The organism is Streptomyces sp. NPDC048521, assembly GCF_043199855.1.
Taxonomy (GTDB): domain Bacteria; phylum Actinomycetota; class Actinomycetes; order Streptomycetales; family Streptomycetaceae; genus Streptomyces.
In genome coordinates, this window is record NZ_JBICWR010000003.1 from 391,531 (window position 1) to 407,939 (window position 16,409).

General features: G+C 72.8%; 8 protein-coding genes and 1 pseudogene. 2 read left to right on the forward strand and 7 right to left on the reverse strand.

Going from position 1 to position 16,409, the window contains the following annotated elements:
• Positions 1-211: 211 nt before the first annotated feature.
• Positions 212-1,915, reverse strand: coding sequence for a recombinase family protein (locus ACGFRF_RS09365; RefSeq protein WP_393738001.1), 1,704 nt, complete (start codon positions 1,913-1,915; stop codon positions 212-214).
• 71 nt (positions 1,916-1,986) lie between these two features.
• On the opposite strand from ACGFRF_RS09365, the pseudogene ACGFRF_RS09370 reads away from it, so the two are divergent.
• Positions 1,987-2,064, forward strand: a pseudogene (locus tag ACGFRF_RS09370) (NrdH-redoxin); the annotation flags it as partial.
• 76 nt (positions 2,065-2,140) lie between these two features.
• Here ACGFRF_RS09370 and ACGFRF_RS09375 read toward each other — a convergent pair.
• From ACGFRF_RS09375 to ACGFRF_RS09400, 6 genes are all read right to left on the reverse strand, one after another.
• Positions 2,141-2,650 (reverse strand): methyltransferase domain-containing protein, encoded by a 510-nt coding sequence (locus ACGFRF_RS09375; protein WP_393738316.1) that lies wholly within the window; start codon positions 2,648-2,650, stop codon positions 2,141-2,143.
• Between the two features lie 182 nt (positions 2,651-2,832).
• Positions 2,833-3,777 (reverse strand): NAD(+) diphosphatase, encoded by a 945-nt coding sequence (gene nudC, locus ACGFRF_RS09380; RefSeq protein ID WP_393738002.1) that lies wholly within the window; start codon positions 3,775-3,777, stop codon positions 2,833-2,835.
• A 155-nt stretch (positions 3,778-3,932) separates the two neighbouring features.
• Positions 3,933-5,336 carry a dipeptidase gene (locus ACGFRF_RS09385; protein WP_393738003.1) on the reverse strand — a complete coding sequence of 468 codons (1,404 nt, stop codon included), beginning with the start codon at positions 5,334-5,336 and terminating at the stop codon, positions 3,933-3,935.
• Between the two features lie 76 nt (positions 5,337-5,412).
• A complete protein-coding gene (locus ACGFRF_RS09390; RefSeq protein ID WP_393738004.1) occupies positions 5,413-9,021 on the reverse strand; it encodes a UvrD-helicase domain-containing protein in 3,609 nt (1,202 codons plus the stop codon).
• A gap of 135 nt (positions 9,022-9,156) precedes the next feature.
• Positions 9,157-12,621, reverse strand: coding sequence for an ATP-dependent helicase (locus ACGFRF_RS09395; RefSeq protein ID WP_393738005.1), 3,465 nt, complete (start codon positions 12,619-12,621; stop codon positions 9,157-9,159).
• Positions 12,622-12,878: 257 nt separating this feature from the next.
• On the reverse strand, positions 12,879-13,265 hold the full coding sequence (locus ACGFRF_RS09400) for an MGMT family protein (protein ID WP_393738006.1): 387 nt from the start codon (positions 13,263-13,265) through the stop codon (positions 12,879-12,881).
• A gap of 186 nt (positions 13,266-13,451) precedes the next feature.
• On the opposite strand from ACGFRF_RS09400, the gene ACGFRF_RS09405 reads away from it, so the two are divergent.
• Positions 13,452-16,373: a lysylphosphatidylglycerol synthase domain-containing protein gene (locus tag ACGFRF_RS09405; protein WP_393738007.1), complete on the forward strand. Its 2,922-nt coding sequence runs from the start codon at positions 13,452-13,454 to the stop codon at positions 16,371-16,373.
• The last annotated feature ends 36 nt before the right edge of the window (positions 16,374-16,409 follow it).

Consider the following 16,409-nt stretch of genomic DNA (forward strand, 5'->3'; position numbering starts at 1 on the left):
CGCCGGACGGCGGGACATGTGTCTCCCTTCTTCGCGGGGGTGGCCGTGCGGAAGGCACAGCGCGCTTCACAGGTGGGCGCCCAAGGCTTCGGGCCTGGACTCGGTCTCTTGCAGTCGGGAGCGACGGCGGCGACCTGACCCGGCATCGTACAACACGCTGAAACGGGAAAGGCCCCCACGGTCGGGGGCCTTCCTTGCCTGCTTGCCAGCGTCAGGCGGGAGCCGGAACCTTGTGGGCCCCCGCTGCTCCCTTGGCTTCCTCTTCGGCCTTCGCTTGCTGCGCGGCACGTTCCGCTTCGAAGTCCTCCCAACGGCTCACGATTTCCCACTCCACCCCCGTGAGCGTCGGAGGCTTCTCGTACGGCTTCGCAGACAGCGAGACAGGCACGATCGGCGCCAGCACCTGCGAAGCCTTGACGGGGACGTCCCACCAAGAGACACCCTGCTGCCGGATGTTCTCGATGAGGTCGCCTGGATCGATGGCGAGAACATCGGGCCGGAAGTACGCCTTCACCCTGTGCTTCTTCAGGAACTCCCGGCGCTCGTCGGTGCTCGACCGCTGCCACCAGTCCGTGTAGCTCTCCCCCGTTCCCGTCCATACGGTCACGGGCTTCGGCCCTTCCTGGCTGGTGACTTTCTCGCGTTCCTGGGCAAGGCTCGCGACCTGCGAGGCGTATGCGACCGCGCTGATCTCGTCCTGTTGGAGTTCCTTGAGGAGCTGGTTCATCTTGCCGTCGATCACCGCGAGCTTCGCCGCACGGCTGTCATCGATGGTCGTCGTCGACTCCATCCGTTCCAGGTGGCCGATCTCCCCCAGCAAGGCCGACTCCAACCAGGGGTACAGATCCTCCGCCCAGAACCTCTGCTTCGGGCACGCGTCGATGCCCTTGCTCTTGTTGCCGTGGCAGCGGTACCGCTCACGCTGCCCCTTGGACAGGTTGCCCTTGACGTAGTACAGCGGGCTCCCGCACGTCAGGCAGAACGTCACGCCCACCGTCGGCGAGGTTGAGCCCTTCGGCTTCTTGTACTTGACCGAGGCGACGGCTTCCGACAGCTTGGCCCACTCCTCCTCGTTGAGCACCGGTTCCGACCGCATGACGGGCGTTCCGTCGTCGTTGCGGACCACTGAGCCATTGGCGCGTACGTACTCCCCAAGAAGGGATCGACTGGTCAGTACGGCCTGCACCGTCGTCGCCGTCCACCTGCTTCCGCGTGGCTTCGGAGCGGCCAGCCTCGTTGTGCTCTCCCCGGCCGCCGCGCGGATGCGAGCGATGTCCTGAGCCGTAGGTACGCCCTGCTCGTTCAGCCAGTCGGCCACACCCGAGAAACTCGGCTTCTCAACAAAGCGCCGAATCATCTCGATCAGTGTCGGGCCGTACTCAGGGTCGAGCTCCAGAGTGAACCCTTCCTCGCCCTTCACCGCCCTGCGCCCGAAGGGGACAAGGCCACCGGGCCAGCGGCCCGTCTTGCGCATGGTCTCCCGGGACGCCTTGTTGCGGGCCTTGATGGCGTCCAGCTCCGCCTCTGCGACCACGGCCAGGATCTTGGCGATGGTCTTGCCCCACGGCTTCGAGAGGTCGAACCCCTCTTCGCAGGAGATCAGGCCCTTACCGTTCGCCTCGCACCACTCGATGATGTCCGAGAGGTGACGGACCGACCGGGCGATGCGGTCGATCTTCAGGATGATGATGTGGTCGAACTGGTCCCTCTTGTTGTTGAGCCAGTCCCCCAGAGACGGACGCATCCACGGCGAGATGGACGCCGACACGTCGATGTCGACGGCGAAGTCGACCAACTCCATCTCTTCGGCGTCCGCCCGCTTGCTGATGCGGGTCCGCTGCGTTTCCTCGCCGGTCTGGTTCTCGTTGCCTACAGACAGACGGACCACGCCAAGCGCCCTGGGCTTGTCGCTCACCCTTGCCCTCCCCAAGACATGGGCGGCCCTCCCTGGCCGCCACAAGCAGGAGGGAAGTCTACAGACCGTTCCCGACCGTGCTTTTCGCTGACGGCAGCACGCTGACGAACCCGTCGCTGGCCCAGGTGAAGCAGAAGCTCGCCGCATGACGCTCCGCGGTTTCGCCGCGGTGACGAAACAGTAGGGCGGCCCCTGATCCGTCGGGGGCCGCCCTGCTGTCTGTCCCTACGCCTGTGGCTTGTCCCACACCACGGTGTAGCGCCACAGCAGCCGGCGCCGGAAGCGGCAGCCGGGCAGCAGCCGGCGGGCTGCCGCGCGGACCTCGCCCCAGTGCATGGGCGGGTCCTCCACGGGCATGCCGGCCGGCCCGCGCTTGCCGCCCCGCACGCGCGCGTACAGCAGGCTCGCGGGCACTCCGCAGCCGCTGATCACCCAGTCCAGCAGGGTGCGGTTGTACGCCATCCCGACGACGATCAGCCGGCCGCCGGGCGCGACCAGCCGGGTCAGGGCGCCGATCGCGTCCTCGAAGCGGGCGTGGTGCACGACGGCGACCGCGCTGACGACGTCGTAGGCCCCGTCCGGGAGCGCGCTGCCGTCGAGGTAGTCCGCCTCCAGGAAGGTCACGTTCCCGGTCTGCGGTGTCCCGGCCTGCGGTTTCCCGGTTTGCGGTTTCCCGGACCGAAGCCTCCCTGGCTGTCGGCGCGCGGGCTCTCCTGCGCGGGCCTGCCGGATCATCTCCGGTGAGCGGTCCACGCCCGTGACCGTCCCCGCGCGGGCGGCCAAGCTTGCGGGCGAGGAGGCCGTCGCCGCAGCCGACGTCCAGGACCGCGCGGCAGCCGCGGGGTACGGCGGCCAGCACGGCCCGGTGGTAGTGGACGTTGTGGTTCCAGTACGGGTCACCGGCCACGCGTGACGCCTCAGACGAAGCTGCGCGTCGGCAGTGGCTTGCCGTACCACATCTCGATCAGGCGGGCCGCGATGGAGATGCCGTAGGGCGGCAGCACCTCGCCGGACTCGAAGGCCTCGTGCAGATCCTGCCGGGAGAACCAGCGCGCCTCGTGGATCTCGTCGCCGTCGACGTCGATCTCGGTCGAGGTGGCGCGGGCCATGAAGCCGAGCATCAGACTGGACGGGAACGGCCACGGCTGGCTGGCGACGTACTCGACCGGGCCGACGGTGACACCGGCCTCTTCGTAGACCTCTCGGCGCACCGCCTGCTCGATGGACTCGCCGGGCTCGACGAAGCCGGCGAGCGTGGAGAAGCGGCCCTCGGGCCAGTGGACCTGGCGGCCGAGCAGGATGCGATCGTCCACGTCGGTCACGGCCATGATCACGGCCGGGTCGGTGCGCGGGTAGTGCTCGGCACCGCAGGCCGGGCAGCGGCGGATGTGCCCGGCGGCGGCGATGACCGTGCGCTCGCCGCAGCGGGAGCAGAAGCGGTGGGTGCGCTGCCAGTTCTCCAGGCCGACCGCGTGCACCATGAGCCCGGCGTCGCGCGGCGACAGCAGCAGGCCGGCCTCGCGCAGGCCCGCCGGGCGGGCGGACTGGTCGATGCGGCCGGGCAGTGCGTCCTTCTGGAGTGCGAAGTAGCTGACACCGTCCTCGTCGATGCCCAGGAAGTAACGGTGCGCCTCGGTGAGCGGGGCCTCGAAGGACGGCGTCATGACGAGTTCGGTCAGGCCGTCCGGGGTCTCGTCGATGAGCACCTGGCCGCCGGAGACGACGAAGCAGCGGGTCGTGGGGTGGCTCCACGCCGCCGCGAGCCAGGCCTCGTCCAGCCGGTGGTGGGCGGCGCGGTCGATGCCGCTCGGGGCGGTCAGCGAGATGGGTCGGTCGGCTGTGTCGTCGGTCCAGGTGGTCACGGGTGCTTCCAACTCCCCCAGTGCAGCGGTTCGTATCGGCGGACGGTTCGGCAGGTCGTAGGGCGGGAGGGCAGCGGGCCGGGCGGGGCGGGGCGTTCGGGGCGGCTCTACCAGTGTGCCCCGCGCGCGGTGCCCTTCCGTACGGCGCCGGCCGGTCAGGACGTGGGACGCCAGGTGTCGGCCAGGTCACCCCACAGGTAGGCGCTGGTCTCGACGCCCTTGAGCAGGAGGTCCAGTTCGACCTTCTCGTTGGGGGCGTGCCAGCCGTCCGAGGGGACGGAGATGCCCAGGAAGAGCACGGGGGCGCCGAGGACTTCCTGGAGGTCGGCGGCGGGTCCGGAGCCGCCCTCACGGGTGAAGCGGACCGGTTTCTCGAAGGCGCGGCCCATGGCGCGGACCACGGACTGCAGCGCGGGGTGGTCGAGCGGGGTCAGGCACGGGCGCGTGGCCGAGCCGAAGTCGATCTCGTACCGGATTCCGGCGGGCACCTGCTCGGCGGCCCAGGCGCGGACGGCTTTCTCGATGAGGTCGGGGTCCTGGCCGGCGACCAGGCGGAAGGACAGCTTCACCATCGCCGAGGACGGGATGATCGTCTTGCTGCCGGGGCCCTGGTAGCCGCCGCCGATGCCGTTGACCTCGGCGGTCGGGCGGGCCCAGATGCGCTCCAGGGTGGTGTGCCCGGCCTCGCCGTGCGTGGCGTGGGACTTGGCGGTGCGCAGCCAGCGCTCCTCGTCGAAGGGCAGCTCGGCGAACAGTTCGCGCTCGCGGTCGGTCAGCTCGACGATGCCGTCGTAGAAGCCGGGGACCGCCACGCGCGCCTGCTCGTCGTGGAGGGCGGCGACCAGGCGGGCGGCGGCGGTGGCCGGGTTGGGCACGGCACCGCCGAAGGAACCGGAGTGGATGTCCTGGCCGGGGCCGTACAGGCGGATCTCGCACTCGGCGAGGCCGCGCATGCCGGTGCACACGGTCGGGGTGTCCTCGGACCACATGCCGGTGTCGGAGACGATCACGGCGTCCGCGGTGAGGCGTCCCGCGCGCTCCTCCACGAGGGCCCGGAAGTGCGGGGAGCCGGACTCCTCCTCGCCCTCGACGAGCAGCTTCAGGTTGACCGCGGGGGCGGTGCGGCCGGTGGCGGCGAGGTGGGCGCGGACGCCGAGTGTGTGGAAGAACACCTGGCCCTTGTCGTCGGCCGCCCCGCGCGCGTAGAGGCGGTTCTCCCGGACGACCGGCTCGAAGGGGTCGCTGTCCCAGCCGTCCTCGGGGGCGGCGGGCTGTACGTCGTGGTGGCCGTAGACGAGGACGGTGGGCGCCTCGGGGTGGCCCGAGGACCACTCGGCGAAGACGGCCGGGGCGCCCGGGGTCTGCCAGACCTCGACGGTCGGGAAGCCGGTCTCCTCGAGCTTGGCGGCGAGCCAGTCGGCGCTGCGCCGTACATCGGGCGCGTGGTCGGGCTGGGCCGACACGGAGGGAATGCGCAGCCATGCGGCGAGGTCGTCGAGGAAGGCGGCGCGATGCTGCTCGATGTACGTACGGACGGCGCTGTCCGGGGTCTGGCTCATGCTCACGAGCCTATCCGGCCGCACCGGCATCCTCCGCCGCCGGTTCGTCACACTCGGTTTGTCTCCCGCGCCACACTCAGGTCCTCTCCCGCGCTCTGACCGGCTCGCCCGTGAGCAGGCGCTCCAGCGCGTCCCGGTCCGGCAGGCCTTCGGGGCGTACGACCTCGCCGCTGCGCACGTACAGGAAGGCGGCCGTGACCGACTCGGGGGGCACGCCCTGCTGCTCGGCCCAGGCCAGCCGGTACACGGCGAGCTGGAGCGGGTCGGCGGTACGGGTGCGGCTGGTCTTCCAGTCGACGATCTCGTACGTGGTCTCCTCGCCGTCGCCGGTCCGGTAGACGGCGTCGATGCGGCCCCGTACGACGCGGCCGGCGAGGGTGAGCTGGAAGGGGGCCTCGACCCGGTAGGGGGTGCGCCGGGCGTACTCGGTGCGTTCGAAGGCCTCCTTCAGGGCTTCGAGGTCGCGTTCGTCGGTGATCTCGGCGTCGCCGCCGGGCAGCTCGTCCGGTTCGAGCAGGGGCAGGGTCAATTCCTCGAAGCGGGCCTCGACCCAGGCGTGGAAACGGGTGCCTCGGCGCGCGGCCGGTTGCGGGGGGCGCGGCATGGGGCGCGCGAGTTCCTGTGCGAGCCCGTCGGGGTCCTCGGCCAGCCGCAGCAGCTGGGACGCGGACAGCGTGGCGGGCAGCGGGACGTCCGTCACGGTCTGCCGGGCGCGCAGCAGCTCTCCGGTGAGCGCGTCGAGGTCGCGGTCCCAGGAGGCGACGGTGCGGGCTTCCTCGGGGGTGAGTGCGGTGTCCGGCCGCGGTTCGGCGGGCCGGGGGCGGTCCTGCGGTGCGGGCGCCTGGTGGGGCACGGTGGACCGGCCGGCGCTCCGGGCGACCCGGCCGGCGGGACGGCCGGGGGCGGGGACGTCAGCGCGATGCGGGCGCTCCGTGCCGGAGGCGTCCTTGTCCGGGTGCTCCTCGCCGTGGGCGCCCTCGTACGGAGGCTCCTCATCGAAGACGTACGGGTGCTCCTCACCGAAGGCCTCCTCGTCGTAGGGGAAGTCCTCCTCGTGAGGAAACTCCTCGTACGGCTCCTCGCCGTAGGGGTCGTCGTCCGGCGCAGCGGGCCAGTCCGGGTCGTCGAGGGCGGCGGGGTCGTGGGCGGCCGGCGGGTGGCCGGCGTCCTGGGCGGCGAGGGCGTCCAGGTGGGCGAGGACGGTGTCGGCGGCCGCACGGCGGCGGGCCAGGGCGGCGTCGTCCAGCGGCAGCGGCCACACCTGGTCACCGGTGGCCGTGTGCAGGGCCGGGTTCTCCTCGTCCTCGGCCGGCTCCTCCGCCCAGACCTCGATCTCGCCGTACCCGGCGGCGCAGTGGTCGTACAGGGCCCGCAGGAAGTCGGAGGGACCGCGCGGCTTCTTCTGGCTGGGGCCCCACCAGTGGCCGGAGCCGAGGAGCAGGGAACGGGGGCGGGTGAAGGTGACATAGCCGAGGCGGAGTTCCTCGGTGTGCTGGTGGTCCTTCATGGCCTCGTGGAAGGCCTTCATGCCGCGCGAGTCCCAGGAGCCGACGTCGGGCAGGGTGTCGGTGTCGCCGCGCAGGGCGTGCGGCAGCACCTTGGCCTGCGCGGTCCACTTCTCGCGGCCCTGGGCGCTGGGGAAGGTCCCGTTGACGAGCCCGGGGACGGCCACGACGTCCCACTCCAGGCCCTTGGACTTGTGCGCGGTGAGCACCTTGACGGTGTTCTCGCCGCCGGGCAGGGCGTTGTCGAGGCCCTTCTCGTACTGCGCGGCGGTGCGCAGGAAGCCGAGGAAGGCCAGCAGGGTGGCCTCGCCGTCGCCGGCGGCGAAGGACGCGGCGACGTCGAGGAAGTTGGACAGGGTCTCGCGGCGGCGGGCGGCAAGTGCGTGCGGGGACGCCGACAGTTCCACCTCCAGGCCGGTGACCGCGAGGACGCGGTGCAGGACGTCCATCAGCGGGTCGGACAGGGAACGGCGCAGGTCGCGCAGTTCGGCGGCGAGACGGGCGAAACGCACGCGCGCGTCCGGGGAGAACGGCAGCCCGTCGTCGGCCCCTTCCTCGTGGTCCCCCTCCATCGGTGTCTCGAGGAACGTGTCGAGGGCGTCCGCGAGCGATATCACCTCCGCCGGGTCGACCCCTTCGACGGCCGCGGCGAGCCGGCCGTCCGGGTCGTCGGTGTCGCCCACGCGCGCGTGGGCGACCAGCAGGCGGGCGCGACGGCCGAGGAGGGCGAGGTCGCGGGGGCCGATGCGCCAGCGCGGTCCGGTCAGCAGGCGCACCAGGGAGGCGTTGGCGCCGGGGTCCTGCAGGACCTCGCAGACGGCGACGAGGTCGGCGATCTCCGGCAGGTGCAGCAGCCCGGACAGGCCGACCACTTCGACGGGGAGGTCACGGGCCACGAGGGCGCCCTGGATCTCGGCGAAGTCGGTCGCGGTGCGGCACAGTACGGCGATCTCGCCCGGGGCCGTGCCCGTGCGTACGAGGTGGGCGAGGGAGTCGGCGATCCAGTCGATCTCCTCCGCGTGGGTGCGCAGCAGGGCGCAGCGGACCGTGCCGTCGCGTTCGGCGCCGGGTGCCGGGCGGAGGGCCTCCACGCCCGCGTGCATGGCACGCAGGGGCTCGGCGAGGCCGTTGGCGAGGTCGAGGAGTCGGCCGCCGCTGCGGCGGTTCTCGCTGAGCGCCTGCCGGGTGGCGGGCCGGCCGTCGGCGTGGGCGAAGTGCGCGGGGAAGTCGTCCAGGTTGGCGACGGAGGCGCCGCGCCAGCCGTAGATGGCCTGGCAGGGGTCGCCGACGGCGGTCACCGGGTGGCCGGTGCCGCCGCCGAACAGGCCCGCCAGCAGGACGCGCTGGGCCACGGAGGTGTCCTGGTACTCGTCCAGGAGCACCACGCGGAACTCCTCGCGCAGCAGGCGCCCGACCTCGGGAATGCGGGCGAGGCGGGCGGACAGGGCGATCTGGTCGCCGAAGTCGAGCAGGTCCCGCTCGCGTTTGGCCGCCCGGTAGCGCTGGACGAGGTCGGCGAGTTCCCGGCGGGCGGCGGCCGTGTCGGGGACCTTGCGCAGGTCGGCGTTGGTGAGCCTGGCGCCCTGCAGGGTGTGCAGCAGGTCGGCGTCCCAGGCGCGCAGTTCCTCGGGGTCGACGAGGTGTTCGGCGAGTTCGGAGTCGAGGGTGAGCAGGTCGCTGACGAGGTCGGCGAAGGAGCGGGTCAGCGCCGGGTAGGGGCCGGGTGCCTCGCGCAGCACGCGCGCGGCGAGCTGGTAGCGGGTGGCGTCGGCCAGGAGACGGGAGGTGGGCTCCAGGCCGAGGCGCAGACCGTGGTCGGTCAGCAGGCGTCCGGCGAAGGCGTGGTACGTCGAGATGACCGGTTCCCCCGGCGGGTTGTCGGGGTCGATGACGTCCGGGTCGGTGACGCCGGCCTTGATCAGCGCCTTGCGGACGCGCTCGGCCAGCTCACCGGCGGCCTTGTTGGTGAAGGTCAGGCCGAGGACCTGTTCGGGGGCGACCTGTCCGGTGCCGACCAGCCAGACCACGCGGGCCGCCATCACGGTGGTCTTGCCCGATCCGGCTCCGGCCACGATCACCTGCGGGGCGGGCGGCGCGGTGATGCAGGCCGTCTGCTCCGGGGTGAACGGGATGCCGAGAAGCTCCTTGAGCTGCTCGGGGTCGGTGATACGGGCGGGCATGTCGAAAGAGGCTAGCGGCGGGCACTGACAGTCGAGGACGGATCGACCGCCCGGGGAGGAAGAAACGCAGGTCAGAACGTGGGGTGCCGTACGTCACCCCACCCTGGCCGCGGATCACTCGGCCCCGGCCGCGGATCACTCGACCACGTGCCGTCCCTCGGGACGGGCGCTGCACGAGGCACGGAACGCGCAGTGCGTGCAGTGCTGGCCGGTGCTCGGTGTGAACCGCTCGTCGAGGACCTTTCCTGCGGCGTTGGCCAGCAGCTCGCCGACCCACTCCCCCGCCAGGGGTTCCTGGGTCTGCACCTTGGGCAGGCTCTCGCCTCCGTCACGTTTGGCGGCGCCCTGCCTGAGGTGCACCAGTTCGGCGCCGCCCGGTTCGGGGCGTACGCCGTCGAAGGCCTCGTCCACGGCGCCTTCGCGGACGGCGAGCTGATAGACGGCGAGCTGGGGGTGGCGGGCCACGTCGGCGGCGCTCGGTGCCTGTTTGCCGGTCTTGAAGTCGACCACGTAGGCCCGGCCGTCACCGTCCGTCTCCACCCGGTCCATCTGGCCGCGGATGCGGACCTCGTAGTCGCCCGCCTCGAGGGTGACGTCGAAGTCCTGCTCGCTGACGACGGGGGTGCGGCCGGTGCGGTCCAGCACGTGCCAGTTCAGGAAGCGTTCGAGCGCCACGCGCGCGTTGTCCTTCTCCTGCCGCGACTTCCAGGGGGCGTCGAAGGCGAGCGCGTTCCACACCGAGTCCAGGCGTTCCATGAGGACGTCGAGGTCGGCCGGGGTGCGCCCGGAGGCGACCTCGTCGGCGAGGACGTGGACGACGTTGCCGAAGCCCTGCGCGGTGGTGGAGGGGGCGTCGGCCTTCACCTCCCGGCCCAGGAACCACTGCAGCGCACAGGTGTTGGCGAGCTGGTCGAGGGCGCTGCCGGAGAGCACCACGGGCTGGTCCCGGTGGCGCAGCGGCACCTTGCTCTCGGTCGGCTCGAACATGCCCCACCAGCGGTAGGGGTGCGCGGACGGCACCAGCGGGCGGCCGTCCTCGTCGGCGAGAGCGGCGAGCCGGGCCAGGCGGCGGGCGGCGGCGTCGCGCAGGGCGGGGGTCGCGCGCGGGTCGACGGTGGTGGCACGCAGCTCGGCGACGAGCGCGGCGACCGACAGCGGACGGCGGGGGCGTCCGGTGACGTCCTTCGGCTCGACGCCCAGTTCCGTCAGGAACCGGGACGGCTGGTCGCCGTCGTCGGCCGGTGCCTTGACCGCGGTGACGACGAGGCGCTCACGCGCGCGCGTGGCGGCCACGTAGAACAGACGGCGCTCCTCGGCGAGCAGCGCCCCGGGGGTCAGCGGTTCGGCGAGCCCGTCGCGGCCGATGCGGTCGGCCTCAAGCAGCGAGCCCCGGCGGCGCAGGTCGGGCCACAGCCCCTCCTGGACGCCGGCGACGACGACCAGGCGCCACTCCAGGCCCTTGGAGCGGTGCGCGGTCATCAGGCGGACGGCGTCGGGGCGTACCGTCCGGCGGGTGAGCGTGTCGGCGGCGATGTCCTCGGCCTCGATCTCCGCCAGGAAGTTCAGGGCGCCGCGGCCGCCGGTGCGTTCCTCCGCGCGCGCGGCGGTCGCGAACAGGGCGCACACGGCGTCCAGGTCCCGGTCGGCGTTGCGGCCGGCCGCGCCACCGCGCCGGGCGGCCCGCTCCAGGCGCGTGGGCCACGGGGTGCCCTCCCACAGGTCCCACAGCGCCTCCTCGGCCGTGCCGCCGCCCGCGAGGCGTTCGCGGGCCTTGCGGAGCAGTGCGCCGAGGCGCTGCGCCCCGCGCGCGTAGGCCGGGTCGTGCACGGCCAGGCGCTCCGGTTCGGCGAGCGCACGCGCGAGCAGTTCGTCGGACGGGGGCGGCAGCGGGTTGCCGGCGGCCCGCTCCTCCTCGCGCAGGGCCCGCCCGAGACGGCGCAGGTCGGCGGTGTCCATGCCGGCGAGGGGGGAGGCGAGCAGGGTGAGGGCGGTCTCGGTGTCCAGCCAGGAGGTGTCCGGGGTCCGCTCTCCGGCGCCTGCAGCCGCGGCTTCTCCGGCGGACGGCTCATCCCCGGACGGCTCGGCCTCCAGCGCCTGTCCGATCGGCTCGTCCCCGGACGGCTCGCCCTCCACTTCCTCGGCGGACGGCTCGCCCTCCGCTTCGTCCTGCACCGGGAGCGCGGTGGGCTCCTCCTCGCGGTGCCGTGCCTCCGCCGTGGCCACCGCCCGCAGGGCCGCCAGCAGCGGTGCCACCGCCGGCTCGTGACGCAGGGGCAGGTCGTCGCCGTCGATGTCCAGCGGGACACCGGCAGAGGTGAGGGCGCGGCGGAGGGTCGGCAGGGCGCGGGCTCCGGCACGTACCAGAACAGCCATGTCGCTCCAGGGGACGCCGTCCTCCAGGTGCGCGCGGCGCAGGATGTCCGCGATGTTGTCCAGTTCCGTGCCGGGCGTCGGGTAGGTGTAGACCTCGACGCGGCCGCCGTCCCGGACGGCGGCCGGCTCTCGGTGGGCCCGCACCTTGTCGGCGGGCAGCCTGGGCAGCGGCATGCGCTGTGTGATCAGGCGGGTCGCGGCCAGCAGGGCGGCGCCGGAGCGGCGGGAGGTGCGCAGCACCTCGACGGGGGCGGGGCGGCCGTCCGCGCGCGGGAAGGCGGCCGGGAAGTCCAGGATGCCGTTCACGTCCGCGCCCCGGAAGGCGTAGATCGACTGGTCGGGGTCGCCGAAGGCGACCAGGGTGCGCCCGCCGCCGGCCAGCGCGTGCAGGAGCCGTACCTGGGCGGGGTCGGTGTCCTGGTACTCGTCTACGTACACGGCGTCGTACCGGGCGGCGAGCCGCGCGGCCGCCTCGGGGCGGTGGGCGAGCAGGACCGCGCGGTGGACGAGTTCGGCGTAGTCGATCACGCCTTGCAGGTCGAGTACGTCGAGGTATTCGGCGAGGAACGCGGCGGCTGCCCGCCAGTCGGGGCGGCCGATGCGGCGGGCGAAGGCGTCCAGGGCGTCGGGGCCGAGGCCCAGCTCACGGCTGCGGGCGAGGACCGCGCGGACCTCGTCCGCGAAGCCACGCGTGGTCAGGCAGGCGCGCAGCTCGTCCGGCCAGCGCACATGGGCCAGCCCGAGCCGCTCCAGCTCCGGCTGGCCGGCGAGCAGCTCACGGACGGCGACGTCCTGCTCGGGGCCGGAGAGCAGGCGCAGCGGCTCGGCGAACAGGCCGCTGTCCTGGTGCGCGCGGACCAGTGCGTAGCAGTACGAGTGGAACGTGGTCGCCCGGGGGGCGTGGGCGGCGCCCATGCGCAGGGCCATGCGGTCGCGCAGGTCGACGGCGGCCTTGCGGCTGAAGGTCAGCACCAGGATCCGCTCCGGGTCGCCGCCGCGGGCGATCCGCGCCGCCACGGACTCGACCAGGGTGGTGGTCTTGCCGGTGCCCGGACCGGCGAGCACGAGGAGCGGTCCGGACCGGTGGTCAACCACGGCGCGCTGGGCAGCGTCCAGACGAGGGGGGTCCGCCGCGACCGGCGGGGTACGGACCAGTCGGTAAGCGCCACGGCTCCCCTGCCGCACCGGGGGGTGCGGCAGGCGCCTGGTGGAGGAAGAGGAGCTCACGTGATCGGCCGGTCCTGGTGGTCGTGCTGGCGGGCGGGCGGTCACGCGTGCGAGGCGGTGGCCGCGGGGTGAGGGGGACACGCGCAGCCGACGCTACGCCGCCGCTCGGGACGGAAGCAGGGCTTCCGCTTCATCCCACGTGGCGCTCGCGCCACGCGAGTCCCACCCCCCACGAACGTACGGCATGCCACGGACGTCCCCTCTGTCCCCCGAACGGGCCACAGGCCCTCCGCGGTGGCATCCGATGGCGGAAGCTGTCAGGTGTGACCCTCCGCGCCCGCACCGCCGTCCCATCGGGCCCGCCGCATGTCGAGCCGAGGCAGATGACCCTCGGTGCTCCTGCCCGCCTCCTTCAGCGGCGTGCCCTCCGCGCGGTAGTGGGCAAGGGCACGCAGCTCGTGCCCGGGCAGCAGCACGCCGTCGGCACGCACCACGCGCCACCACGGGACGGCGCCTCCGTAGAGGGCCATCACCCGGCCGACCTGGCGCGGGCCTTGCTCGGCGAGCCACTCGGCGACATCGCCGTACGTCATGACCCGCCCCGGCGGAATCCGCTCGGCGACCTCGAGGACCCGCTCGGCGTACTCCGGCAGCGCGTCCGCGTACTCCTCGCGGGTCTCCTGGGCAGGCCTCTGCTCGCTCATTCGCCCCATCCTGCCGCACCCCACCGACATCCGGTCGCTAACCGCGGCCACCGGTCCTCTCGCCCCTGGGCGGCACTTCCGGCAGACTGTGCGCTCGCGCATCCACACCCTGGTGCCCGCGTGTGTCGGTGGGACATGCCACCATCGTGCGGGCGGTGACCGGTGATACGAGACCAAGAAGAGACCATGAAGCAGCAGGGCGTGCACCCCGAAGGCGCGGCGGGCACCCCTGACGCCGCCGCGCGCCCCGACACCGCCCGCGCGGGCAAGGGCGACACCGACGCGCACCAGGAGGACGCCGGCCCGCGCGAGAACCATCCCACGGACGCGCGTGCGAAGGACGACGGCACGCGCACGCACGAGAGCAGCGGCTCGGACGGCTCACGCCCGGCCGGCAGCACGGCGCATGAGGACCACGGCTCACGCGCGCGTGAGGATGACAACACCGCAGGCAAGGGGGCGCACGTGCCGGAGAACCCGCCCCCCGACCACGGTCCGGGCGCCGGCGACGATCCCCACGCGGGGGAGGTGGAGGGCGACGAACCGCTGCTCCCCGCGCGCGTGCACCGCCCCTCCGACCTCATGCGACTCCTGGTGGGCGTGCTCGCCATCGTCGTGCTGTTCGCGATCGCCGCGTTCGCGCACGGCACCACCTCGGGCCTCGAACAGGACATCAACAAGGGCACCGGACAGGCCCCCGACCTGCTCATCAAGATCGCGGGACTGGCGTCCAGCATCGCGATCCTCCTGGTCCCGGTCGCCTTCGCGATCGAACGGCTGATCAAACGGGACGGGCTGCGCATCGCCGACGGCGTGCTGGCGGCGGTCCTGGCCCACGGGGTGACCCTCGCCACCGACCTGTGGGTCGCGCGGGCCGCCCCGGACTCGATCCAGGAGGCGCTCACCCAGCCCTCGCCGGGCGACATCCACGCCCTGACCGACCCCGTGCACGGCTATCTCGCGCCGGTCATCGCCTACATGACGGCCGTCGGCATGTCCCGCCGCCCCCGATGGCGGGCGGTGCTGTGGATCGTGCTGCTGCTCGACGCGTTCTCGATGCTGGTCACCGGCTACACCACCCCCTTCTCGATCATCTTGACGGTGCTGATCGGCTGGACCATCGCCTACGGCACCCTGTACGCGGTCGGCTCCCCGAACGTCCGCCCCACCGGGCAGACCCTGATGGCGGGCCTCAGGCACGTCGGCTTCCACCCCGTCAGCGCCGCCCGCGAGGAGGGCACCGAGACGGAGAACGGCGACCGGGGCCGGCGCTACTTCGTCACCCTGGAGGACGGCCCGCCACTGGACGTCACGGTCGTCGACCGGGAACAGCAGGCGCAGGGCTTCTTCTACCGCGCGTGGCGCAATCTGACCCTGCGCGGCTTCGCCACCCGCTCCAGCCTCCAGTCGCTGCGGCAGGCGCTGGAGCAGGAGGCCCTGCTGGCGTACGCCGCGATCGCGGCCGGCGCCAACGCGCCCAAGCTGATCGCCACCTCCGAACTCGGCCCGGACGCGGTCATGCTCGTCTACGAGCACACCGGCGGGCACACGCTGGACTCGCTGGCCGACGCGGACATCACGGACGAGTTGCTGCGCAACACCTGGCACCAGGTGCAGGCGCTGCAGTCGCGGCGCATCGCGCACCGCAGGCTGGCCGGTGACGCGATCCTGGTGGATCGTTCCGGCAGGGTGATCCTCGCCGAGCTGCGCGGCGGCGAGATCGCGGCCGGCGATCTGCTGCTGCGCATGGACGTCGCCCAGCTGGTCACCACGCTCGCCCTGCGGGTCGGCGCCGAGCGGGCCGTGGCCTCGGCGGTCGGCGTGCTCGGCCCCGACGCGGTCGCCGACTGCCTGCCGATGCTCCAGCCGATCGCGCTGACGCGCTCCACGCGCGCGACGCTGCGCCGGCTGGCCCGGGAGCGTGCCGAGCGCGAACGCGAGGCGGTGCTCGAGGCGTCCCGGCAGGCCAAGGCAATGCGCCTGGAGGAGGCGTCCACGACGGCGCCGCCCGTCCTCGAAAAGCCGGACAAGAAGACGGTCCGCGCGGAGCAGCGCGCGGAGAAGCGGGCCATCGACGAAGCCCTGGAGGAGGCCCGTGAGGAGGACCTGCTCACGCAGATCCGACACGAGGTGCTGCGGATCAGGCCCCAGGCGCCCGTCGAACCGGCCCGCCTGGAGCGGGTGCGGCCGCGCACGCTGATCAGCTTCATCGCCGGCGCCATCGGCGCGTACTTCCTGCTGACGCAACTCACCCACATCGAGTTCGGCACGCTGTTCGCGCAGGCCCAGTGGGGCTGGGTGATCGCGGCGGTGCTGTTCTCCGCGCTCAGCTACGTCGCCGCGGCGATGGCGCTGCTCGGGTTCGTGCCGGAGCGGGTGCCGTTCCCGAGAACGGTGGCGGCGCAGGTCGCCGGGTCCTTCGTGAAGATCGTGGCACCGGCCGCGGTCGGCGGTGTGGCCCTCAACACGCGCTTCTTGCAGCGCGCGGGTGTGCGCCCCGGGCTCGCGGTGGCGAGCGTCGGCGCGTCGCAGCTGTTCGGGCTCGGCTGTCACATCCTGATGCTGCTGTCCTTCGGCTATCTGACCGGCACCGAGAAGACACCGTCCCTGTCACCGTCCCGCACGGTCATCGCGGGTCTGCTGACCGTGGCGGTGCTGGTGCTCGTCGTCACCTCCGTGCCGTTCCTGCGGAAATTCGTCGTCACGCGCGTGAGGTCGCTGTTCGCCGGTGTCGTACCGCGCATGCTCGACGTGCTGCAGCGGCCGCAGAAGCTCGTCACCGGCATCGGCGGCATGCTCCTGCTGACCGCCTGCTTCGTGATGTGCCTGGACGCCTCCATCCGTGCCTTCGGCGATGGCTCGGTCTCGCTGAGCATCGCCAGCGTCGCCGTCGTCTTCCTCGCCGGCAACGCGCTCGGCTCCGCGGCGCCCACCCCCGGTGGCGTGGGCGCGGTCGAGGCGACCCTGACCGTCGGTCTGATCGCCGTGGGCCTGCCCAAGGAGGTCGCCGCGCCGGCCGTCCTGCTGTTCCGGCTGCTGACCCTGTGGCTGCCGGTGCTGCCGGGCTGGCTGGCCTTCAACCACCTGACCCGCAAGGGTGCGCTTTAGCCGCTTGGTCGAGCGGACGATCAGTGAGGGGCCGCG

What these genes read in the sequence shown, in the direction of transcription:
- ACGFRF_RS09375 (WP_393738316.1), bottom strand. Translation starts at nt 2,650, where the DNA reads ATGATCCGGCAGGCCCGCGCAGGAGAGCCCGCGCGCCGACAGCCAGGG.
- ACGFRF_RS09385 (WP_393738003.1), bottom strand. Translation starts at nt 5,336, where the DNA reads ATGAGCCAGACCCCGGACAGCGCCGTCCGTACGTACATCGAGCAGCAT.
- ACGFRF_RS09390 (WP_393738004.1), bottom strand. Translation starts at nt 9,021, where the DNA reads ATGCCCGCCCGTATCACCGACCCCGAGCAGCTCAAGGAGCTTCTCGGC.
- ACGFRF_RS09400 (WP_393738006.1), bottom strand. Translation starts at nt 13,265, where the DNA reads ATGAGCGAGCAGAGGCCTGCCCAGGAGACCCGCGAGGAGTACGCGGAC.
- ACGFRF_RS09405 (WP_393738007.1), top strand. Translation starts at nt 13,452, where the DNA reads ATGAAGCAGCAGGGCGTGCACCCCGAAGGCGCGGCGGGCACCCCTGAC.